Genomic DNA, 21,067 nt, shown 5'->3' on the forward strand with positions numbered 1-21,067 from the left:
CCGGCTAGGCGGGCGGTTCGGCAATCGGGCCGAACCCCCCTTGCCTTCGCGGCGCGATAGGCAGAACATCGCTCCCTTACATAGACCGTCTTGCCCGACAAAGATGGATGAGGAGAGCAAGGATGAGCGGCACTCAATCGCGCTCCATTGCGCTGATCGGCCCCGCCGGCGCGGGTAAAACCAGCCTCGCTGAAGCATTGTTGCACATCAGCGGGGCTATCACGCGACAGGGAACGGTAGAGGCGGGCACCAGCGTCGGAGACGCGAGTCCGGAAGCGCGCGAGCGGGGAAGCTCGACCGAAATCAACTTCATGCAGTTCGAATGGATGGGCGATCCCTTTTCGCTCATCGACATCCCCGGCTCCCCGAGCTTTGCGGACGATGCGGCCATCGCGCTCAACGCTGCCGATCTGGCCATCGTCGTCATCGATCCGGACCCGGCGCGAGCGCCCCTGGCAGAGCCCGTCCTGCGCAAGCTCGAACGTGCAGGCGTCCCGCACGCGCTGTTCGTCAACAAGATCGAGCAGGCCCGGGGCAGCATCCAGGAATTGCTTGCCGCCCTCTCGCCAATGAGCGCCGCCGCCCTGGTCGCGCGGCAAATTCCCATAAGGTCGGGCGATCGGGTAGATGGTTTCGTCGATCTCGCGCTGGAACGCGCCTATCATTATGAGGCAGGCAAGCCATCGCAACAGATCGCCCTGACCGAAGAGTTGAAGGCTGATGAAAGCGACGCGCGCTTCCACATGCTGGAGCAGCTTGCCGACCATGACGACATCCTGCTCGAACAGCTTCTTTCGGATGAGCAGCCACGCCTCCAGACCATCTTCGCCGATCTGGCGCAGGATACCGCGAGCGGCCTGATCGTGCCGGTGCTGTTCGGCTCCGCCGCCAACGGCTTCGGCATCCGCAGGCTGCTCAAGATGCTGCGCCACGACACGCCTTCACCGGAACAGACCGCCGAACGGCTTGGGATCGACGGCGCGGCGGCGCAAGTGCTGAAGATTTCCCATGCAGCCACCGTCGGTCGGCTGGCGATCGCGCGACTGTTCGGCGGAAAGCTGGCAGACGGCGCGGAGTTGCAGGATAGCGCGGGCCAGACCTTGCGCGCAGGCGGCCTGTTCGCGCTTCAGGGCAGTGCCACCGCCAAGATCGCCTCCGCCGATCCCGGCGCGGTGCTGGGCATTGCAAAAGTCGACACGGCAAAGGCGGGCGATCTAATCGGCATTTCGGCAAAGCCCGGCGGCGGCGCTCTTCAAGCCGATCGCCCCGCGACCAATTGCGCCATCGCAATTGCCGCCAAGGATCACAAGGATGAGGTGCGCCTGTCCACCGCCCTCAATCGGCTGGCTGAGGAAGATCACGCCCTTCACTGGACGCAGGATGAGGCATCGCGCGAGACGCTGCTGCACGGGGTGAGCGACGAGCATCTGAACGTCGTGCTGGCTCGCCTCAGGCGCCGCTATGGCGTGGCTGTCACGGCGCAGCCACCGACGATCGCCTACCGGGAGTCGATCCGCAAACCTGTGACGCAGCGCGGACGGCACAAGAAGCAATCCGGTGGCCATGGCCAGTTTGGCGATGTGGTGCTGGAGGTGCGTCCGCTGGAGCGCGGCGAGGGCATTCGCTTCGAAGAACGGATCACGGGCGGCGCCATTCCCAAACAGTGGATACCCGCCGTGGAAAAGGGCGTCCAGGACGCCATCGCCAAAGGTCCCCTTGGCTTTCCGGTGGTCGATGTCGCGGCTATCTTGGTCGATGGCTCATTCCACAGCGTCGATAGCTCCGAACTCGCATTCCGTACGGCAGGGCGTATCGCGATGAGCGACGCGCTGGCCGCGGCCTCCCCCTATCTGCTGGAGCCAATCGCACATGTGACGATCATGACGCCCGGCTCGGCATCGTCCCGCATCACCTCCGCCGTCGCAAGCCGGCGCGGCCAGATGCTGCGCATGACGAGCCGGGAAGGCTGGTCGGCCTGGGACGTGATCGAAGTGCTATTGCCGGAAGCAGGGCTGCAAGGGCTAGAAGCGGAGGTCCGATCCATGAGCCAGGGCATGGCTTCCTTCGAAACGCATTTCGATCATCTCGCTGAAGTGGCGCCAAAGCTCGCCAGCAGCATCGTCCAGCGCGTCAAGGAACCGGCCTGATCACGCCGGGAGATGCTGCCGTGCCCAGTTGACGATGGCAGCCGTGGGCATCGCCCCGGCGTTGCGGGCAATTTCCCGTCTCTTGTGCACGATCACCAGCGACGGGATGCTGCGGACCGCATAGCGGGCGGCAAGATCGGTTTCCGCCTCCGTATCGACTTTCGCGAGCCGGACGCGCGGTTCCAGCTGCGCGGCGGCAGCTTGGAACGCGGGCGCCATCTGGCGACACGGCCCGCACCATCCAGCCCAGAAGTCGATAAGAAGCGGAATGTCGCTGCTTGCGGCATGCTGGGAGAAATTGCCGCTGGTGAGCGTGATCGGCCGTCCTTGAAACAAGGCCTGCTTGCACCGTCCGCAGCGCCCCTCCCCCAGCCGCTCCTTCGGCACGCGATTGAGCGCGGCGCAGGAGGGACAGCTGACGAGGAGAGGGCTGGTCATGCGGACTGCCTTTCCGTTACGCTGCCAGCCCGCGCGAGCGGAGCAGGGCGTCGACTTCCGGTGCGCGGCCCGCAAAGGCGCGGAAGTTGTCCGCGGCGGGGCGGCTGGCACCCGCCGCCAGGATTTCCCGGCGGAACGCGCTGGCCCCGCCACCTGGCAGATCAGCGTGCGAGAAAATCTCGAAAGCATCTGCCGACAACAGTTCAGCCCAGAGATAGGAATAATAGCCCGCCGCATATCCGCCCGCGAATATGTGGCTGAAAGCATGAGCGAAGCGATTCCACTCAGGCGGACGGACGACGGCCACCGCCGCGCGCACCCGGTCCAGCGTCTCGATGACACGCGCTCCCTGGGCGGGATGATAGTCGCGATGCAGCGTCAGGTCGAAGGTCGCGAACTCGATCTGGCGCAAGATTGCGAGCCCGGCCTGAAACTGACGCGCGGCCAGCAAACGATCGAACAGTGGTTCAGGCAGCGGCTCGCCTGTGTCCACATGTCCGGACAGACCGATCAGCGTGTCCTTTTCCCACGCGAAATTCTCCATGAACTGGCTGGGCAGCTCGACCGCGTCCCATTCGACGCCGGAAATGCCACCGACCGAAGGCAGATCGACCTCCGTCAGCAAATGATGCAGCACATGACCGAACTCGTGGAACAGCGTCACCACGTCATTATGGGTGACAAGCGAGGGACGATCCCCCGCAGGCGGCGCGAAATTGGTGGTCAGATAGGCGATCGGCCGGTGGAAAGCGTCCGCGTCCCGGAACCGCGCCCGGCACACATCCATCCAGGCGCCACCCCGCTTGCCCGCCCGAGCAAACAGGTCGAGATACACGCCCGCGACGACCTCGCCGCTCGCATCCTGCACATCATAGAACAGGACATCGGGATGCCAGGTCGAAACACCGCTCCGCTCGACCAGGCGTACATCGAAAAGCCGCTCGATCAGCTTCTGCGTCCCCGCAAGCACGCGTGGCAGCGGAAAATAGGCCTTCAGCGCTTCCTGGTCGACGCCGTGCAAGGTCCGCCGCATGGCTTCTGCCACATAGGACAGGTCCCAGGGATAGAGTTCGGTCAGACCGAAATGTTCAGCGGCAAAAGCACGCGCCTCTTCCAGCTCCTTCTCACCCACCGGGCGCGCGCGCCTGGCAAGGTCGTCAAGAAAGGCCAGCGCTTCATCCGCATCCGCCGCCATCTTGGTTTCCAGCGAATGCGCGGCAGAATCGTTGAAGCCCAATATCTGCGCGGCTTCATGCCGCAGCGCCATGATCTGTTCGATCCGATCGCTATTATCATGGCTGCGGTCGTCCGACTGATCGGACGCGCGCGTATTATGGGCGCGATAGACACGTTCCCGCAGGGCGCGATCATCGGCGTGCAGCAGGATCGCCAGCACGCTTGGCTGGCGGAGGGTGATCAGCCAGCCGGGCAGGCCCTTTTCCTGCGCATAGGCGGCCAGTATCGCCTTGTCGCTTTCCGGCACCCCGGCGAGTTCCGCTTCGTCAGTGACATGCTCGCTCCATGCTTCCGTCGCGTCGAGCACGGCGTTGCCGAAGCGGGTGCTAAGATCGCTCAGCGCCACGCCGATGTCGAGGAAGCGCTGGCGGGCTTCGCCTTCCAGCGCCACGCCAGCCAGGCGGAAGGCCCGCAGCGCCAGATCGACGGCACGCTTCTGCGCAGGCGGCAGGCCGGCAAAGTCCGGCCGTGCAGCCACGCGCGCGACGGCATCATGATGCGCGCGGTTCTGCCCCGCTTCCATCAGGTAACTGGTCATCAGCGCCTGCGCCGACGCATGGGCCTCCCGCAACTCGGGGGTGTCGGCCACGCCTGCGAGATGGCCGACGGGCGACCATGTCCGCGACAGCAGGAAGTCGGCCCGCTCCGCCGCCAGAATGACGCTGCCGAAATCGTCCGCCTGCCCTTCGGTGATCTGCGCGATCGCAGCGCGATGCTGCTCTATCGCTTCTTTGATCGCGGGAACCACATGGGCCGCCTTGATGGCGGCGAAGTCGGGCAGGTCGGTGTCGGCAAGGAGGGGATTGGGGGAGGTCATGGCTACTCTTGGCTGAGGTGTCCCGAAGGACTGAAGAGTTGCCTAATTGGGCGATCCCCCTCCGCTGTTCAAGCTCCCATCCCGCCCGAGAAGCTCAGCGCTCCGTGATTCCGTTGATCGCCAGCACCGACAGGGCAAGAGCCATGGTCCCGCTGCGGATCGCGGGCGCGGCGGCCGGTGCATAAAGCGGTGAATGGTTGGTCGGCGGCGCGACACCCTTCGCCTTGTAGTCGGCCAGCTTTTCGGGCGTATCGCCACCGATCATCAGATAGGCCGATGGAATACCGGCGGCTCCGAACTCCGAAAAATCCTCGCTTCCGGAAAAGCCGGGTGCACTCGCGGGAATGGAGACCACGCCCGGTCCGAATGCGGATTTGAGCGCGGGCGTAATCCGGGCGACCAGCACCGGATCATTGAGGGTGGCGGCCGCGCCATTCAGGCGCGTGATGGTCGGTTCGGGGGCGCCAGCCATCATCGAGGCGGCCTGAGCGGTTTTCTCCACGCCATTCAGCAGCAGCTTGCGCACCTCAGGCGTGAAGGACCGCAGGCTAAGCTTCAGACGCGCTTCATCAGGAATGATGTTGCCGACCGTGCCAGATTGAAAGGCGCCGACCGTGATCACGCCGAATGTGGCTGCATCCTTCTGGCGGCTGACCACGCTTTGCACGTCGGATACGAAATGCGCGCCCATGACGATGGGATCGATCGACGAGCTTGGCGCCGAACCATGCGCGCCCTTGCCATGGAAAACAACCTCCAGCGCGTCGGACGCCGACAGGATCACGCCCTCCTTCATCACCACCGTGCCCAGTGGCATAGCCCCGGCGATGTGGGCGGCGAGCGCATAGTCGGGCTTGGGGAAACGGGTGAACAATCCATCCTTCACCATGGCACTCGCCCCGCCGAGCACTTCCTCGGCCGGTTGCGCGACGAAGACCAGCGTGCCCTTCCATTGCTCCTTCAATGACAGCAGCGTCTGCGCGGTTCCCACCCACCAGGCCATATGCGCGTCATGGCCGCAGCTATGGGCAACGAAGGTCGGCTTGCCATCCAGCACGGCCTGCGCCTTGCTGGCGTAGGGAAGTCCTGTCTTCTCCTCCATGGGCAGCGCGTCCATGTCGGTGCGCACCAGCGTGACGGGACCGGGGCCATTGCGGTACACCGCGACGACCCCGGTCGTGCCGACCTTCTCAGTGACCTCGAACCCCAGCGCGCGCATCTTTGCCGCCAGCAGCTTAGCCGTCCGTTGTTCCTGGAAGCCGAGTTCGGGATGCTGGTGAAGATCCTTGTAGAGAGTTTCCAGCGCCGCGATATTCTTGTCCAGAACCGCATCGATCGCCGCCTTGCCCGGTGTGGGCGCAGCCTGCACCAGCACAGCCGGCGCCAGGAGCAACGATAGTGACGAGATGGCTAGGCTCTTCAACATGCTGACGCGTTTCAACCACAATCTCCTGACAAGATAATCTGCTTTTGGGCCGAAGCCGGGTAGGCTTTTCAGCCGGACTTACTGTTCGGGGCCAAGGTCGGGCGCCCAGGCGACCCCGTTGATATGAGCCCCGCCGTCCACAAAAAGGGTGTTTCCCGTGACATAGCGCGCATCCTCGCTCGCCAGGAACAGGGCGACGCCACCGATATCCTTTTCCGGATCGCCCATGCGCCCCATCGGGTTGGCGGCGGCGGCCTGCGAAGCCTGCTCCGGCTGAAGCTCTGCAAAATGGCGGAAACTGGCGGAAGCGGCGGCCGGGCAGATGATGTTCGCACAAATCCCATGTTGAGCCCATTCGCGGGCAGCCGAGCGCGTGTAGGCGCGAAGCGCTTCCTTCCCGACATTATATTCCGCAGTGCCGATATGCGCGTTGACGCCGTTTAGCGATCCGATGTTGATCACCCTTCCCCAGCCCCGCTGGCGCATATGCGGGAATGCCGCCTCCATCGACCATTTGACGGCGTACAGGTTGAATTCCAGGCTGTCCGCGAAGATGTCGTCGCTCTTCGTCTCGATGCGGGTCATTTGGTCGCCGCGATAGGCATTGTTGACCAATATATCGATGGAGCCGAACTCCTCGACACAGGCGCCCACGATGCTCACGATCTGCTCGCGGTTCCTGACGTCGCACCGCCGGAAAGCTGCCCGCGCGCCCATGTCCCGGAGGCTCGCGGCTACCGCCTCCCCCTTCTCGACATTGATGTCGACCACCAGCACGGCAGCCCCTGCAGCGGCGAAGCGGCGGGCAATGCCTTCGCCGATGCCGTCACCTGAACCAGTGATGACGGCCGCACGGCCAGCCAGTAGAGCATCAGTCATATTTCTCTCCCTGATACGGCACGATGCAGCCGTCATTAAAGCAACGCCTATTGTATTAACATGGTCGGGCTGGCACAGCCCATGCAAGCAAAAAAGACGTTGAGGAAGAACATGCAGAAGACCGCATTGGTGACAGGCGCCACCCGTGGGATCGGCCGCGTGATTGCCCTGGCTCTTGCCCGCGCAGGATTTGAGGTTGTCGTGACCGGCCGTACGCTGACTGCCGGAACCGGCCATCATGACGCAATGGGCGGCGTCCCGATCCCAGGCAGCATCGAGGAAACTGTCGCCGAGATCGAAGCAGCGGACGGGGCCGCCTATGGCGTACGGCTCGACCTGGCCGATCGGGCGTCCATCGACGCCGCGGTGGAAACGGTGCTCCAGCGGTCCGGACGAATAGACCTGTTGGTCAACAACGGCATCTATCAGGGCCCTTCCATCATGCAGAAGGTCCTGGATATCGACCTGGCCGATGCCGAGCGCGCCACCGCCGGGAATTTCATCAACCAATTTCATCTCAGCCGCCTTGTGCTGAAGGCGATGATCAAGCAGGGCGGCGGCCGCATGATCTTCATGTCGACGCGCTCCTCCGTCGACCCGACCGAGACTGGCGGCGCGCTTTTCTATACCGGCCCAAAAGCGGCCTTCAACCACATCCCCGACTATATCAATTTCGAACATCGCGCCGACGGTGTCAGTGCATTCCTGATCGAGCCTGCCTTCACCATGACGGACACGTTGCGATACGCATGGGCAGATGCCGAGGCGGAGGTGGGTCTGGGCACGAAGGCTCATGATCCGCAGGAAACGGCCGACACGGTGGTTTGGTTGGCGACCAACCCCGAAGCCGTGCGCTTCGCCGGGGCGCAACTGCATAATGCGCCCGACTTCTTTGAAAATCATCAGATCTCGCCCGGTTGATGCGGCACTGAGCCTGATCAGAAGCGCTTGAGCGCCAATCCTGAGAATGCTTCTTTATACCGCATGCTAATTGTCGCGTGATGAAAATCCCCTGGCCAACAGCATGGATTAACAATTTGCCGCAATAGCCCGGAGGAAGCGGAACTCCACATGATCCTTCCTGTTCACTTGCTGGATTTGGACAGGAAGGATCATATATGCAGCAGCCCCCCGAAACATCGGGCGATCTGCGCGAAGAATTGCGCGGGGACGCCCAAAAACTCACCAGCACCGCCGCTGAGCGCCTGCAAAGCGAGGCGGATGCCCGCAAGGGTCCTGCGGTAGAACAGGCACGCTCGGTAGCCTCGGCCCTGAACAAGGCCGCCGAAGACCTGGGTAGCGGGCAAAGTCCCGGCTGGCTCAAATCGCTGTTCGAACAAGGCGCGCAGCAGATACAGCGCCTTGCCGATACGGTGGAACAAAAGGATTCCCGCCAATTGATGAGCGATCTTCGTCAGGTCGCGCGCGATAATCCCACGACCTTCCTTGCCGCCTGCGCCGCCGCCGGGTTTGCCGCAAGCCGCGTGCTTCGGGTAGAACCCGCCGTGCCAAGCAGTCAAAGCTTTTCTGCGCCACAGGGTGGTTGGTCCGAGCCTCCAAGTCCAAGCGTGGGGGCGATCTGATGGCAGACACGATGAACAGAACGGCAGGGCCGCCAGTCGAGGGCGCTACGGCATCGGGACGGGACGACAATATCGTCTCGCTTCTTAGGGACTTGACCAGTCAGGGGTCTCATCTGGCCGAACAGCAACTCGCGCTGATCAAGGCCGAAGTGCGCGAGACCGGCAATGACATGAAGAAGGCGATCGGCGCGATGGCAGGCGCGGCGGTCGTCGGCATTGCGGGCCTTGGCGTCCTGTTGATGGCCTTCGCCTATCTTCTTGCCGACGCGATCGACCATCTCGGCCTTGCGACCTTGATCGTCGGGGTCGTGACGCTGATCGTCGCCTACATTCTTTACAGGGGCGGCGCGGCGAAGATGCGCGATGTCGATCTGGCCCCCGAACGCACCCAGCACAGCCTTGAAAGAACGCCCGCGGCCCTTCGCGGAGACCTTCACCCGGAGCATAAAAGATGACCGACACTCTCGAACGGGACCCCGATGCGATCGAGCGCGACATCCGCCGCACGCAGGAGGATATGAGCCGGACGATCGACAAGATCGGCGATCAGCTTACTCCCCGCAAGATTTTCGACGCTTTGCTGGACAAGGCAGACGAAAATAATGTCGATGCCCGCATGCTGCTCGACGGCGCGCGCCGCAATCCCATTGCCCTGGGATTGATTGCGGCAGGCACGATCTGGCTGATCAGCGACAAGGACTCCAAATTCCCCAGCCTTCCCTCCCGGAGTGGGGGGCGTGAGCAGCAGCCCCGCGACCTTGACGTGCATCACCGCGATTATGTCAGCCACATGTCGGCGGTCGAGATGCGGGATGGCGAAGATTTCGCCGCCTACCAGCGCCGCCGCGATCAGGCGCGCGCCAATTACCTGATGCTGGAACGGCGTGCCGATGAAGATGACAGCAGCTTCCGCCAACGGCTTGACGAACTGACCGACCGGTTCAGGGAGAAGCGCCATGCCTGGGCGGAAAGCTCCAGCAGGGCCGGGCAGGCAACGGCGCGCGGTGCGAGCCAGGCGGCAAGCAGAGCGCAGGATCTGTACGAAAGCAATCCGCTGGTCGGCGGCCTGATCGCCGCGGCTGTCGGCGCTGCCCTTGGTTCAGCCCTGCCGATCAGCCGGGTCGAGCAGGAAAAGCTCGGCTCCCTGGGCGAAAAGGCGCGCACGATGGCCAGCGAGCAGAAGCAAGGCCTGACCGACACATTGCGTGAAAAGAAGGACGATCTGGTCGGCCGCGTCGATGACAAGCTGCAACAGGGCGACAACACGGGAAGCCAGCCCGGCAACCAATCGACGGGAGACGCCTTCCACGCCCAACATGATCAGGGAAGCGCCCGGGATTTCGGAGCGCCCAAGATCTGACGACCGGCGGACATGGTTGGGAGTTGGCGGCGCGGGCTTCACCCATGCCGCCACTCATATTATTTGGCCAGAAGCTCGACGACCTCGATCAGATGACCTTCGGGATCGGTCACGAAGGCGACCTTTACGCCATGCGCTTCCTTGACCTCGATCGGCTGCACCACGCCACCGCCAGCTTTCTCGACCCGTTCGACAAAGGATACGAGATCGGTAGTCTGGAAACCCAGAATGACCTCATCTTTCGCGGGAGCGTCACGGTCGAGGAACTTGAACAGCACGAAGGTCGCGCCGCCCTCACCCGTGGCATTGAACAGGATTTCATCGATCTGCCGATCGCCGACCGCATCCTGCACGCGCGCCATTTCGACCAGGCCTGCGACTTCCTTGTAGAAGGTGCCCATGGCTTCGAGGTCCTGCACAACAAGCTTCGTGAAACCGAAATGTGACGTCATTCCATCCTACCCTTGGTCATGCTTATGAAGAAGGGGCCGGTTGGTGATCCAACCGGCCCCTGCCTTTATCTTTAGAACTTGAAGTTGCCCGTCAAGCCAAACTCTCGTGGGTTGGTCACGTTGACCAGGCGATAGCCCGAGTCATAATCCAGTCCGGGCGTAGCTGTGCCAACGGTCGCATTGCCAAGGCTGATGTTGGCAATCCGCTTCTGGTTCAAGGCGTTCTTAGCGAACAGCGTGAACTCCCAACTGCTGTCCGGGGCGCGGACACCGATAAACAGGTTCAGCAGTTCGCGGCTGCGATAGTTGTAATCCACCCGATCCGAATAAAAGCCCGGGCGATAGGTGAACAATCCGCGCACGAACGGCGTGACATTGTCCATCGGGAACCGGATTTCCGTATTCGCGGTCAGGCTGAAGTCCGGAGTATCGGCCAGACGGCCATTGCTGACGCAATAGCTGACATTGCCCGGACCCGTGACGGTCGCCGGTCCATCCTGGTTGGGTGTGCCGGTGCCCGCGAAGTCGTTGCAGGGCAGGAGCGCATTCTTGAAGCGGGCCCGGGTATAGGCCGCGCTGATCCCGAAGTCCCAATCGCGCGTGATACGGCCGTCCAGCGATCCTTCGATGCCCTTGATCCGGGCATCGCCATTATAGTTGAAATCGAAGAAGCCGGTCGGCGGCGAGGCGATGGTCGATTCGTAATAGATGTTGGTGAAGCGGTTCAGGAAGTTGTTGAGCTTCTGATAGTAGACCGACACCGCATAATGCAGACGGCGGCCAGCGAAGCTGCCCTTGATGCCTGCTTCGATCGCGTCCGTCTTTTCCGGCTGGCCGACGATCAGATCATCGCTGAGCCCATCTGGCAGGCCGACACCGACAACGCCGGCACGGAACGAGTGGCCATAAGAGGCAAAGATGTTCATCGACGGCATCAACTGGTAGCTGATGGTCAAACCGCCGGTGATCGGCGTATCTTTCGTGCGGCGAAAGCGATCAGGAATGATTTCCGTAGCCGGATAGGTCGCAGGCAGGCAGCCGAAGGATACCGCATCAACCTGCGGATCGCCCGTGCAGGCCAGAATATTGCCCGGAGTGCTCAAGGTGAGCTGACTGCTGTTTACAGACTTGATGATCGAATAGCGGATGCCTCCTTCGATCGACAGGCCACCCCCACGGAAGTTCGCATTGGCATTGAACGACCAGACGCTACGGTCGACCGGCACTGCAATGGCAGTACCGATAGGCAGATAAGGCAAGGCACCGGCGGTATTCAGGCTGTCGTTCGGCTCCAGCGGGAAGAAGAAGCTGTCACCCGGCTGGTTGAGGCGTGTCGTACCACCCATCTTGTTGTAGAAAACGCCGATGCCGCCGCCGAAGCCTTCCTTGTTGTTCGTCGCCAGGCGCAGCTCGACCGTGTCATATTTGAAGGGAATGGATCCCGTCGAATTGGAGATGTAGTTCGGAACGGCATTGGCGACATCCAGGTCGCGCTGGGTCTTCAGCTTTGTATATTGATGCGCGCCGACAAACGACAAGGTCGCCGGGCCCAGATCCCAATCCACCGCCAGGTTGACGATGTGACCTTCATTCTGGTTGCGGACCCTGCCTTCGCTGACTGCGGCATAGTCATCCGCCTCAAGCGGCGGACCTGAACGCACCGACGTGTTCGGCACAAGGACGCCGCCGAAGAACGGGCCGGCCTCAAACGTCGAATTATTGCCTGTCCCGATAACCTGCTGCGGCTGGAAGTTGTCTGCATACAGATACTGATAGGTCAAATAGGCTGTGACATTGTCCGTCGGACGCAGGCCTAGCGTCAGACGCGCGCTCTGGGTGCGGCTGCGCGAGCGTTCGCCGGTCGTGATGTTGCGCACGTTGTTCAGACGATTGCCATCCACCAGCGCCGCGACGCGCAGTGCCACCTTGTCAGAAAACGGCAGCGAAACGCCGCCCTGGACGTTGAAGCCGTCGCGCGTGGTCGCGGTAGCTTGCGCATAGCCTTCGATCTCGTCGAAGCTCGGGCGCGCCGTGGAAATGGTGATCGCACCGGCGGGGGCGGAGATACCACGCAGCAGGCCCTGCGGGCCGCGAAGCACTTCGATCTGCTTGATATCGTAAAGCGCCGTATAGACCGTCTGCGCATCAGTTGGAATTTCGTTGAAGTAAACCTGAACCGCCGGATCGGTACCCTGGTCAGGATCGAACGAAATACCACGCAGTGTGGTGGAATTGTTGCGGCCCGTGGTATTGGTCATTTCCAGCCCCGGAGCGAGCTGCTGCACGTCCTTGGCATCGAAAATGTTCAGTTTCTGCAACTGCTCGCCAGTGGCCACATTGACGCTCATGGGTACTGACTGGAGCGAGCGGGCTTCGCGCGTCGCCGTAACGACGATCTCGCCACCGCCATCGGCCGCATCCTGCGCCCAGGCGGCGGCAGGCACGATCAGCGCTGCACCGCACAACAACGCAGAAACATAATTCCCCTTTTTCATGACTGCTTCCTTCTATCTAGCAGGGCCAAGTCCACAATGTTGACAGTTGCTAACCATCGTGCAGGCACCCCGCAATCCACGCAGTCATTTTTTTGTAAATTTTTCGAAATCCGCGTGCTGTATGAGCAACATCCCCTAATTCCGCAGCCGTGATCTACGCGCATAAATCCGACAAGAGATGCGCATTTCTATGGAATATCACCAATATTATCGTGGAAATCGTGATATGCCCCTCCCGTCGCTTCGGCGGCTGATCCGCACCTGAAACCTCTCCCCTTGTTATTGATACGACGACGTGCGATTGTGTCGAAATTATCCGAGGGGAGCAAAATGATCGACACCCGCAAGACAGTTTTCCTTACCGGGGCCACCGGCAATATGGGCCGCGAGACGGTGAAGCGTATCGCCGCGAAGGCGGATTCGCTGCACTTGCGAATATTGGTGCGACCGGAAGAAAAGGCGCATCCTGTGGTAAAGGATGTTCAGCGCCGGGGCCTGGCGGAGATCATCTGGGGGGATCTTACCGATCCGGCATCGATCCGCGAGGGCGTGAAGGGCGCCGACATCGTTCTGCACGTGGGCGCGCTGGTCTCGCCGCTCGCAGACCGCCTCCCCGTCGAGCTGGTGACCCGCGTCAATGTGGGCGGCGCCCAGAACATCGTCGACGCGATCCACGCCGTGGGTGATCCCAAGCAGACCCGGCTCATATATATCGGGACGGTCGCCGAAACCGGCAGCCGCAATGCGCCTGTCCATTGGGGCAGGACCGGTGATCCGATCAAGATCAGCGCTTACGATCATTATGCGGTGACGAAGACACAAGCAGAAGCGATCGTCGCGCAGAGCGGGATCACCCATTGGGCCTCAATACGCCAAAGCGGCATGGCGCATTTCGAGATGTGGAAGATTTTCGACCCCATCATGTTCCACAATCCGCTCAACGGCGTGTTCGAATGGTCTACTGCCAATGACAGCGGCCGCCTGATGGCCGCGCTCTGCGGCGATGATGTGCCCGGCACGTTCTGGCGCAACTTCTACAATCTGGGCGGCGGTGCTTCTTCGCGGGTGGTGAACCATGAGTTCATGGAGAAATCCATGCCCAACTACCGCAAGGTGCTGAAGCCGCACTGGTTCGCCACGCGGAACTTCCACGGCCAGTGGTACTCGGATTCCGATCGGCTCGAAGCCCTGGTGCCGTTCCGCGAACAATCGCTGGATGACTATTTCCGCGAAGCGCCCCGCCATATTCCATGGATCGCGCGCACGGTGCCAAAGCTGATGCCCGGCGTCGTGTCGAAGCAGATCGACAAGCTGGCGAACGGGCCGGACGGCAGTCTCAACTGGTTCGCCACCAACAACGAAGCCAAGATCCGCGCTTATTTCGGATCGCGGGCAGCGTGGGAGGCCATTCCCCGCAACTGGGACGAGTTCCGCTTCGCGCAGCCGTCGCGGGAACCGGCCTTGCTCGACCATGGCTATGACGAGAGCCGCTCGCCCGACGACTGGCGCGCCGACGACCTGAAGGCAGCGGCGGAATATCGCGGCGGCAAATATCTCGGCAGCTCGTTCGACGGCCCGGATGCGCCGGTGGAATGGCAGTCGGCGGCAGGCCATCGCTTCACCATGACGCCGCGCCTTTATCTCCAGGGCGGCCATTGGTGCCCGGTCACCATGCTGGATCCCGCAGCCTATGAAGCAGAGGCCGCGCGCAATCCCTTCTTCGCGCAGGTATGGGGCGACGCAGCCGGTTAAGCTGGGCAGGGCCGGGGTGATCGGCCGTTCCGTCGGAGCGCAATTGACGATCCGCGTACCGCCAGCAGGGTGCGATCACCCAGGAGTGGACGGCGGGTTGTTCCGTTAAATCGACCTCAATGGCTTCGGGGCGAAGGACGCCCCGAAGCGCTGAGTGCGCTGCCCCTCTAGCGGAGCGGCACCTTGAGCTTTGTCGTCGTGCGAGTGAGCGGATAGCGCTTGCCGTTCCAAAGGAAATCCCCCGGCAATGCGGCTGGCCGGGTGATTTGCGCATTCAGGGTGGTGCCGGAAACCCGATAGCGAACGCTGACCGGCCCCTGCGGCGTGGCAGCGGTCGCGGACAGGCTCTTGAGCGAGCCCAGCGCAGGCTCGACCTTCAGCCTCGCATAGCCCGGCGCGGCGGGGCCGACGCCTGCCACGATGCCGAGTAGATCGGCGCTTGGATGCGCGCTCCACGCGTGGCTGTCGGAACGGGTCGACTGCCCCTTCCCGCCTTGGCCCGCATCGTCGCGCTCTTCCGGCCAGGTCGTATAGTGCATTGCCAGCAGATCGCGCCACGTCTTGAGCATGTCGAGATAGCGGTCGTTCTTCCCGGCATGGACCAGAGCCTGAGCCAGATACCATGAGAAATAATAGCTGACGCTGGTGATCCCTTCCGGCGCATCTATGCCTTTGCCCGGCACCATGATCCGGTCGATGATCGCCCCGGCTTCGTCGCGGGTGGCGACATCATAGAGGATGGCCAGCGCATTCATATGCTGGCTGAACCGGTCGCCATCGGGATTGTCCGCGTAGAGACCCCGCGCCGGAACCCAGCAGCGGTTGCGGATCGCGGCCTTGACGGTGTCGGCACGCGCCGCGTAGCGCCGTGCCACGCTGCTGTCGCCAAAGGCCGTCTCGATCGCCGCCCCCTGCTGAAGCGCGCCAAGCCAGCTGACGCTCATCAAACAGCTTTCATCCGTCTTTCCGTAGGACGGGAAGATGGTGCGGTCGGTCGCCGGCTGGCCTACCCAATCGATGAAATTCCATTGCGGGTTCTTGCCGAGCAGGCCGCTCGGGCGGCGGTATGTTTCGAACCAGTCCAGCACCCGGCGCATGCGCGGGATATTGCGGACGATCGGTGCAGCGTCAGGCTGGCGCAATCGCCAATCGTCCAGCATGCCCACCCACATCAGCGCGAAGGGCGCGATCACATTGTTGCCGCGCGTCGGCCATGCGCCTTCCATCAGGCCGCCTTCGGCATCCGACGCGGCGAAGGCGTCGATCGCCTGCTCGGCCAGGCGCGGATCGCCCGAAACGGCATAGGAAATCAGCATCTGAAGGCGCGTGTCGCCGGCATATTGCAGCTGTTCCCAATAGGCCGTGTCCATATAGGTTTCATGCGCGTCGATCCGCGCAGTGCGCCAGCCTATGTCAAAAATTCGTGCAAGTTCAGGATCATCACTCGCGAACTTACCGACCTGTTGAAACGGGTAGCCAGTTTCGTAGGCGCGCAATCCCTCCAGCACCAGCGGCTGATCCTTGGTTTCGACCGTGATCTCCGCGTAGCGCCAGGTCCGCCACCACAGCGGCGCGAAGCCGCGCTTTTCCCCATCGGCTATGAAGCTGTCCCATATGCCGATCGGCTTGCGGTCCTCGATCAGGTTCCGGTCGCCCTTGCGGCTCTTCGCATCATACAGCGCCTCTGCCCACAGCAGCTTGATCGACGCACCCTTGCCGCCCGACACATCGAGTTGCGGATAAGCCGAGACCATCGCGTCGCGCTGGATTAGCAATGTCGCCTTGCTGTTGGCGGGGATCGTCACCGCCCGCGCGGGGAAGGTCATGGCGGCGGGCAGGTCCGTCCGCACCACCTTGCCCGCTGCCACCGGGGTATAGGATTGCTGCGGCAGCCGGTCGGGCACCAACGTCCGCTTCGCCGCATCGGGAGCGGGAACCGCGTCCTGCCAGCCCTCGCCTTTCTCCTGCGGCCCGGCGGCGTCGAAGTCGGCCTTTGCCGCGTCGATCTTTTCGGGGTTTCCGGCTACATAATACCATCGCTTCACTTGCCCCCAGCCATTGGCAAAGCCGCGGCCCTGGTCGCGCTTCACCCGCCAGCCCGCACGATCTGTGGACAGCTCCGCCGCATCGCCTTCACCGATCAGGCGAAAGCCGGTCGCGACGCTCTGTTGAAACAACGGCGCTGTGTTGGTGAACAGCGAATTTCCCTGCGCCGCCGAAACTTGCGCAGGCGTTGGGTTGGCGGGCAGCTTCAGCGGCTGCACGCCGTTCCACACCGTCGCCGCGACGACATTGACGCCGCGCTTCATATAGGGGGCGAGGTCGATGCTTTCCTCTCGCCAGTGAAGGATGTCGCCAGTCGAAGGACCGGTCGCAACGCGGGCGCCGTTCACGAACAATATGAAGCGGTTATCGGCCGTCACTCGCACCTTGTAGGCGCGTGGTTTGCCGGGCAGCGTGACGGTGCGGCGGAAATGCAGGACGATCGGGCGCACCGCTGGCCCCGCCTCCGCATGACTGATCCAGCCCTCGGCTCCACCGGGCTGAGCGATAGCGGCGGGCGCAGCGCCCATCATCAGCGAAGCGGCCAGAAAGGTGCGCATTTTCATCATTTCTTCTCCGGCGATAAGGCACGGGCAAGCGCTGTTTCCAGCGCGGCATTGAACTGCTGGGATATGGCCGCGCGCGGCGCGATCATCTGAAACCCGTGGAAGGCGCCCGGTATCACCAGCAATTCGGTAGGCACCTCGGCATCGATGAGGCGGCGGGCGAACTCCACATCCTCGTCGACGAACAGGTCGATCGACCCGACGCCGATGAAGGTCGGCGGAAGAGCCTTGAGGTTTTTCACGCGCGCGGGCACCGATCCTTCAGGCTGGGTGGCAGCACCGGGACGCCGCCCCAACAGCGCCTGCCAGCCCTTGCGGTTCGACTCCGCCGTCCAGATCAGCTGGCCGATATGCGGCGGCACCGGACGCGACGATCCCGTCCGATCGTCCAGCATGGGATAGACAAGCGCCTGGAACGCGACCGGCACCTCGCCCCTGTCCCGCGCGGCGATCGTCAGCATGGCGGCCAGGCCACCGCCCGCGCTTTCGCCCATGACCACGATCCGGCGCGGATCGACGCCCAGCGTAGCGGCACTGCCATGCAGCCATTTCAGGCCCGCATAGGCATCCTCTAGCGGCCCGGGAAAGCGTGTCCCCGGCGCCAACCGGTATTGCACCGATACGATCACGCAGTTTAGCCGCTCGGCCAGGCTCTTGAGCGCAGGCAGATTCTCCCGCGCGTCGCCGCCGATGAAGCCACCGCCATGGACGAAGAAGATCGCCCCGCGCGGCGGCCCCTGCTCCGCACCGGCGTTCACGACGTAGACCGGCACCGGCGGATGCCCGCGCGATCCCGGTGCCTGCCGTTCCTCAACCCCTGCGGGCAGACGGCCGGGCTTCCAAGGCTTGTACGTCGCTCCTTTCCGCTGCGCCTGCATGATGCCGCGCGCGATCGGCCGCAACTCCGGGTTGACCGACTTTAGCTCCGCATCTGGCGAAGGGGCGGCCGGGGCAGCCGCTATCAGCAGGCAGGAAGCGAGCGCGGCAGCGAAGCGCCGCCCTCTCAACGCTGTGCCTCCAGTTTCGCCGGTCCAACCCATCCCGCCGCAACGGGCTTCAGCTTCTTGTAGATCGTGTCCTTGGGATCGATCATCGCATTTTGCGGAACGTTGGCGATCGCGACACTGATGTCGTTCTTGCCAGCGCGAACCAGCTTCGTCACATCGACGCGGAACGGAGCGCTGAACAGCGTGGGCAGGCTCTGCCCGTTGACCGTGACCGTCGCGACATCATGCACCTTGCCAAGGTCGAGGATGACGCGCGTACCCTTGGTCAGCCACCCGGCATCGACATTCATCGCTCGGCTATAGGTCGCCGTTCCCGCAAAGCGCGACAGTTCCGGCACCTCCGCCCAATCCTTCAGGCTGACCGAAGCGAAATCATGCGCATAGGGCTCGCGCTGCACATGACCATTGGCCTTAAGCCGCCAGCCATCCACCGGCAATGCCACGCTGCCCACCGTCGCCGCAGCCGGGATGGTGACAGCCTTGGTCTGCGGATCAAGCATCAGCAGGGCGCTTTCCCCCGCCTTTAGGCTAAGCGGCACGTCCGTGCCTTGTCCCCCGGCCTGCGCGGAAACGGGCGTCACCGTCCCATCCATCGCATTCCACCGTGTGACGCCGCCAGCGCCCGGCAGCGTCACCGTCACCTGACGGTCGGCCTGCCCCCGATTATAAACGAAGGTCGCCGTCCGGCCGTCGACGCGCCGCTGAACGAAATACAGGTCGGCCGCGTCGCCGGTGAAGCGCAGATTGGCCGGGATCGCCGCCGCGCGCAGACTATCCGTCAACCCGGCAGCAGGCACCACCTTCGCCCCCGCCTTCAAAGCGGCCGCGATCGCCTTCTTCACCCGTGCATCGCGTTGGCGCGCCTCAGCCAACCCCTCGTCACGCGATGGAGCGCGGTCGGTGAAGAATATCGGCAGCCCCGCCTTTGCGAAACGCGCGATTGCCTCCGCCGTCTCTGCCTGGATGCCGTCGATCGGCGGCAGCACCAGCACCGGATAGCGCTGGCCGCCCTGCGAAACGAGCTGCTTTCCTTCGATCCGGGCATGCGCCATCGAATCGGGATTGATCCGGTCGAAATCATAGCCACCCGCCAGGAACGCCTTCTCGGCTGCCTGCTTGCCAGCGCCATCATCCTCGATGCCGATATAATAGCCGTAGCGGCCGTAGAAATAGGCGACCGGGACCACTGCCTCGCCAGCCTGCATCACGGCCTGCAAGCGGCCGATATAGGTCGCCATCGGCTTCATCGCGGGCCACACCGGGTTGGTCTCGTTCAACATGCTGGAAAAGCCGCCCGCAAAGGGGCTCGGCTGAAAAGCATGCCAGCCAGGCCAGTCTTCGGCATGGAAACGGTAATTATAGCCGTGCAGGATCATCGAATTGACCCCGCCCGAAATCAGCGCATCGATCCTGCGGCGCATCTCATCCGGCGTTACCTCATAGGGGCGGTTCGGCCATGCCAGGCTCTCTGCCGACACGATGGGCCGCCCATAAAGATGCGCGCCCGACCGCGCCATCCGCATGAAGAAGGGATCGCCTTCATGCGGCAGGTCCTCGGTCTCCGGAATGTCGGCCAGCCCATATCCCCGGATCGTGTCGAACGCGCCACCATGCGCCTGGAACTTTGCCTTGAGCCCTCGCGCATGGTTCCATGCGACGAAAGGTTGGATGAACCCCTCGATCATCATGTCGGACACCGTGCGGCGATAGTCGGCGCGCACCCGCTCTGCCAGATCGCTGTTCGGCGTATCGAAATAGGGGGGCGACCAATGTTCGGCCCAGGCCTGCATCCATCCTGGCTGCACGACGAAAGGCAGATAGGGCGTCAAGTCATAGCCGCGCCGCTTCCCGAACTGCTGCAGCAATTCAGGTCCCCACTGAATATCCTGCATCAATTCCAGGCTGTCGACGAATGTCGACCGGATACCCGCCGGGTTCTTGCCCAATGGATCCCCGACCCTCGCGGCATGCGTCGCAAAGGCTTGCGGGTTCATATGATCCAGGATCAGCTGCGGCCCCTGTCCCGCTGCGCCCAGCACGCCGACATCGGACGCATATTGGCGGAACACGAAAATCTGCCAATCGCCCGGCGGCGGGGTCCAGTTCAGCGTGCCGTCATCGCTCATCTTGTCCGTCAGGAGGATGCTGGAGGACGGGTCCAGCGTTCCCGCCGTCACCACGTCCCGCCATGGCGTCAGTGTAAGGCCCATCGCGCCGGGTGCGGACGGCTGAAGCACGGGCGCCTTCCCCTTCACGGCAACCACAGCCACCGTGCGGGCGCGGGCGTCCATCCGCTTGCCCCAATCGGCAACCTTCGGGTCCTTGACGCGCGCATCCAGGAAACTCAGCGCACCCAGGCGGCGGGTGCGCTTGGGGATGTTCAGCTTGATTGGTCCTGCCTCGCCACCCTTCACCTCAGTGCTCGCCATGGCAAGCTCGGTGAAGGCCAGTTCCGGGGTGATGGCAAAGCCGCCGCCCGATGGCCAGGATGAACCAAGCGTGTAGTCCAGCGTCAAACCAGCCTGCCTTGCGGCATCCGCAACGGTGCGGACGTGCGCGAAGAAGGACGGTTCGGCATATTGATTGACGCGCAGCTTCTCGTCCGGCGTCAACGTCACGAAATTGGGCGTGAAGGACTGGATTTCGGCACCGGCAAAGCCCGTGTCCGCCATCAACTTTATCTCACGCCGCAATTCCTCGTCCGTCACGGCATCGCCCGGCCACCACCATCGCAGCCGGGGCCGCGCCTCCATGGGGGGTTGCTGGAAATGATCGTCCAGCGGACCTGCAAAGGCGGGGGCATCCGCAAGCGCAAGTATCGCGGTGGCTGCCAGCAGGCAGGTCTTCATCAAACGCTTGGACATCA

The 21,067-nt window shown here is 63.0% G+C and carries 15 protein-coding genes; 6 read left to right on the top strand and 9 right to left on the bottom strand.

The features are described 5' to 3' along the window. The first annotated feature begins 122 nt into the window (after window positions 1-122). Window positions 123-2,147: an elongation factor G gene (locus tag ACYU8T_RS14035; RefSeq protein ID WP_461159953.1), complete on the top strand. Its 2,025-nt coding sequence runs from the start codon at window positions 123-125 to the stop codon at window positions 2,145-2,147. Here the strand turns inward: ACYU8T_RS14035 and trxC are convergent, their stop codons facing one another. The 4 genes from trxC to ACYU8T_RS14055 all read right to left on the bottom strand — a co-directional run bounded on the left by trxC (window position 2,148) and on the right by ACYU8T_RS14055 (window position 6,943). Beyond that, a complete protein-coding gene (trxC, locus tag ACYU8T_RS14040) occupies window positions 2,148-2,585 on the bottom strand; it encodes a thioredoxin TrxC (protein ID WP_461159954.1) in 438 nt (145 codons plus the stop codon). Between the two features lie 16 nt (window positions 2,586-2,601). Continuing rightward, window positions 2,602-4,638, bottom strand: coding sequence for a M3 family metallopeptidase (locus ACYU8T_RS14045; RefSeq protein ID WP_461159955.1), 2,037 nt, complete (start codon window positions 4,636-4,638; stop codon window positions 2,602-2,604). 94 nt (window positions 4,639-4,732) lie between these two features. After that, window positions 4,733-6,064 carry an amidohydrolase gene (locus ACYU8T_RS14050; protein ID WP_461159956.1) on the bottom strand — a complete coding sequence of 444 codons (1,332 nt, stop codon included), beginning with the start codon at window positions 6,062-6,064 and terminating at the stop codon, window positions 4,733-4,735. A 78-nt stretch (window positions 6,065-6,142) separates the two neighbouring features. Beyond that, window positions 6,143-6,943: an SDR family NAD(P)-dependent oxidoreductase gene (locus tag ACYU8T_RS14055; protein WP_461159957.1), complete on the bottom strand. Its 801-nt coding sequence runs from the start codon at window positions 6,941-6,943 to the stop codon at window positions 6,143-6,145. 111 nt (window positions 6,944-7,054) lie between these two features. Between ACYU8T_RS14055 and ACYU8T_RS14060 the strand changes: the two genes are divergently transcribed. From ACYU8T_RS14060 to ACYU8T_RS14075, 4 genes are all read left to right on the top strand, one after another. Next, complete coding sequence (locus ACYU8T_RS14060) at window positions 7,055-7,864, top strand: SDR family NAD(P)-dependent oxidoreductase (protein ID WP_461159958.1); 810 nt, start codon at window positions 7,055-7,057, stop codon at window positions 7,862-7,864. A 197-nt stretch (window positions 7,865-8,061) separates the two neighbouring features. Continuing rightward, window positions 8,062-8,526 (top strand): hypothetical protein, encoded by a 465-nt coding sequence (locus tag ACYU8T_RS14065; RefSeq protein ID WP_461159959.1) that lies wholly within the window; start codon window positions 8,062-8,064, stop codon window positions 8,524-8,526. Continuing rightward, the gene (locus tag ACYU8T_RS14070; RefSeq protein ID WP_461159960.1) at window positions 8,526-8,981 is read left to right on the top strand and encodes a phage holin family protein; all 456 of its coding nucleotides are present in this window, start codon (window positions 8,526-8,528) and stop codon (window positions 8,979-8,981) included. Before ACYU8T_RS14065 ends, ACYU8T_RS14070 begins: the two co-directional genes overlap by 1 nt. Next, a complete protein-coding gene (locus ACYU8T_RS14075; protein WP_461159961.1) occupies window positions 8,978-9,886 on the top strand; it encodes a DUF3618 domain-containing protein in 909 nt (302 codons plus the stop codon). Before ACYU8T_RS14070 ends, ACYU8T_RS14075 begins: the two co-directional genes overlap by 4 nt. A 59-nt stretch (window positions 9,887-9,945) precedes the next feature. On the opposite strand, the gene ACYU8T_RS14080 is transcribed toward ACYU8T_RS14075, so the two are convergent. Together ACYU8T_RS14080 and ACYU8T_RS14085 are read right to left on the bottom strand one after the other, a co-directional pair. Then, window positions 9,946-10,338 carry a VOC family protein gene (locus tag ACYU8T_RS14080; protein ID WP_097093520.1) on the bottom strand — a complete coding sequence of 131 codons (393 nt, stop codon included), beginning with the start codon at window positions 10,336-10,338 and terminating at the stop codon, window positions 9,946-9,948. 71 nt (window positions 10,339-10,409) lie between these two features. Beyond that, window positions 10,410-12,833: a TonB-dependent receptor gene (locus ACYU8T_RS14085; RefSeq protein WP_461159962.1), complete on the bottom strand. Its 2,424-nt coding sequence runs from the start codon at window positions 12,831-12,833 to the stop codon at window positions 10,410-10,412. Window positions 12,834-13,163: 330 nt separating this feature from the next. Between ACYU8T_RS14085 and ACYU8T_RS14090 the strand changes: the two genes are divergently transcribed. Next, window positions 13,164-14,585, top strand: coding sequence for an NAD-dependent epimerase/dehydratase family protein (locus ACYU8T_RS14090; RefSeq protein ID WP_461159963.1), 1,422 nt, complete (start codon window positions 13,164-13,166; stop codon window positions 14,583-14,585). Between the two features lie 167 nt (window positions 14,586-14,752). Here the strand turns inward: ACYU8T_RS14090 and ACYU8T_RS14095 are convergent, their stop codons facing one another. Genes ACYU8T_RS14095 through ACYU8T_RS14105 form a run of 3 tightly spaced genes read right to left on the bottom strand, consistent with a single transcriptional unit; the run spans window position 14,753 to window position 21,065 of the window. Next, complete coding sequence (locus ACYU8T_RS14095; RefSeq protein WP_461159964.1) at window positions 14,753-17,194, bottom strand: alpha-L-rhamnosidase-related protein; 2,442 nt, start codon at window positions 17,192-17,194, stop codon at window positions 14,753-14,755. Further along, the gene (locus tag ACYU8T_RS14100; RefSeq protein ID WP_461159965.1) at window positions 17,194-18,201 is read right to left on the bottom strand and encodes an alpha/beta hydrolase; all 1,008 of its coding nucleotides are present in this window, start codon (window positions 18,199-18,201) and stop codon (window positions 17,194-17,196) included. The genes ACYU8T_RS14095 and ACYU8T_RS14100 overlap by 1 nt, the downstream gene beginning before the upstream one ends. After that, entirely contained in the window at window positions 18,198-21,065 is a 2,868-nt protein-coding gene (locus tag ACYU8T_RS14105; protein WP_461159966.1) for a glycosyl hydrolase, read from the bottom strand. Before ACYU8T_RS14105 ends, ACYU8T_RS14100 begins: the two co-directional genes overlap by 4 nt. Window positions 21,066-21,067 lie beyond the last annotated feature (2 nt).

The organism is Sphingobium sp. TomMM35A (assembly GCF_054771735.1).

Bases quoted from the DNA above. Each gene is read 5' to 3' on its own strand.
- ACYU8T_RS14035 (WP_461159953.1), top strand. From the start codon at position 123: ATGAGCGGCACTCAATCGCGCTCCATTGCGCTGATCGGCCCCGCCGGC.
- trxC (WP_461159954.1), bottom strand. From the start codon at position 2,585: ATGACCAGCCCTCTCCTCGTCAGCTGTCCCTCCTGCGCCGCGCTCAAT.
- ACYU8T_RS14045 (WP_461159955.1), bottom strand. From the start codon at position 4,638: ATGACCTCCCCCAATCCCCTCCTTGCCGACACCGACCTGCCCGACTTC.
- ACYU8T_RS14050 (WP_461159956.1), bottom strand. From the start codon at position 6,064: ATGTTGAAGAGCCTAGCCATCTCGTCACTATCGTTGCTCCTGGCGCCG.
- ACYU8T_RS14055 (WP_461159957.1), bottom strand. From the start codon at position 6,943: ATGACTGATGCTCTACTGGCTGGCCGTGCGGCCGTCATCACTGGTTCA.
- ACYU8T_RS14060 (WP_461159958.1), top strand. From the start codon at position 7,055: ATGCAGAAGACCGCATTGGTGACAGGCGCCACCCGTGGGATCGGCCGC.
- ACYU8T_RS14065 (WP_461159959.1), top strand. From the start codon at position 8,062: ATGCAGCAGCCCCCCGAAACATCGGGCGATCTGCGCGAAGAATTGCGC.
- ACYU8T_RS14070 (WP_461159960.1), top strand. From the start codon at position 8,526: ATGGCAGACACGATGAACAGAACGGCAGGGCCGCCAGTCGAGGGCGCT.
- ACYU8T_RS14075 (WP_461159961.1), top strand. From the start codon at position 8,978: ATGACCGACACTCTCGAACGGGACCCCGATGCGATCGAGCGCGACATC.
- ACYU8T_RS14080 (WP_097093520.1), bottom strand. From the start codon at position 10,338: ATGACGTCACATTTCGGTTTCACGAAGCTTGTTGTGCAGGACCTCGAA.
- ACYU8T_RS14085 (WP_461159962.1), bottom strand. From the start codon at position 12,833: ATGAAAAAGGGGAATTATGTTTCTGCGTTGTTGTGCGGTGCAGCGCTG.
- ACYU8T_RS14090 (WP_461159963.1), top strand. From the start codon at position 13,164: ATGATCGACACCCGCAAGACAGTTTTCCTTACCGGGGCCACCGGCAAT.
- ACYU8T_RS14095 (WP_461159964.1), bottom strand. From the start codon at position 17,194: ATGAAAATGCGCACCTTTCTGGCCGCTTCGCTGATGATGGGCGCTGCG.
- ACYU8T_RS14105 (WP_461159966.1), bottom strand. From the start codon at position 21,065: ATGTCCAAGCGTTTGATGAAGACCTGCCTGCTGGCAGCCACCGCGATA.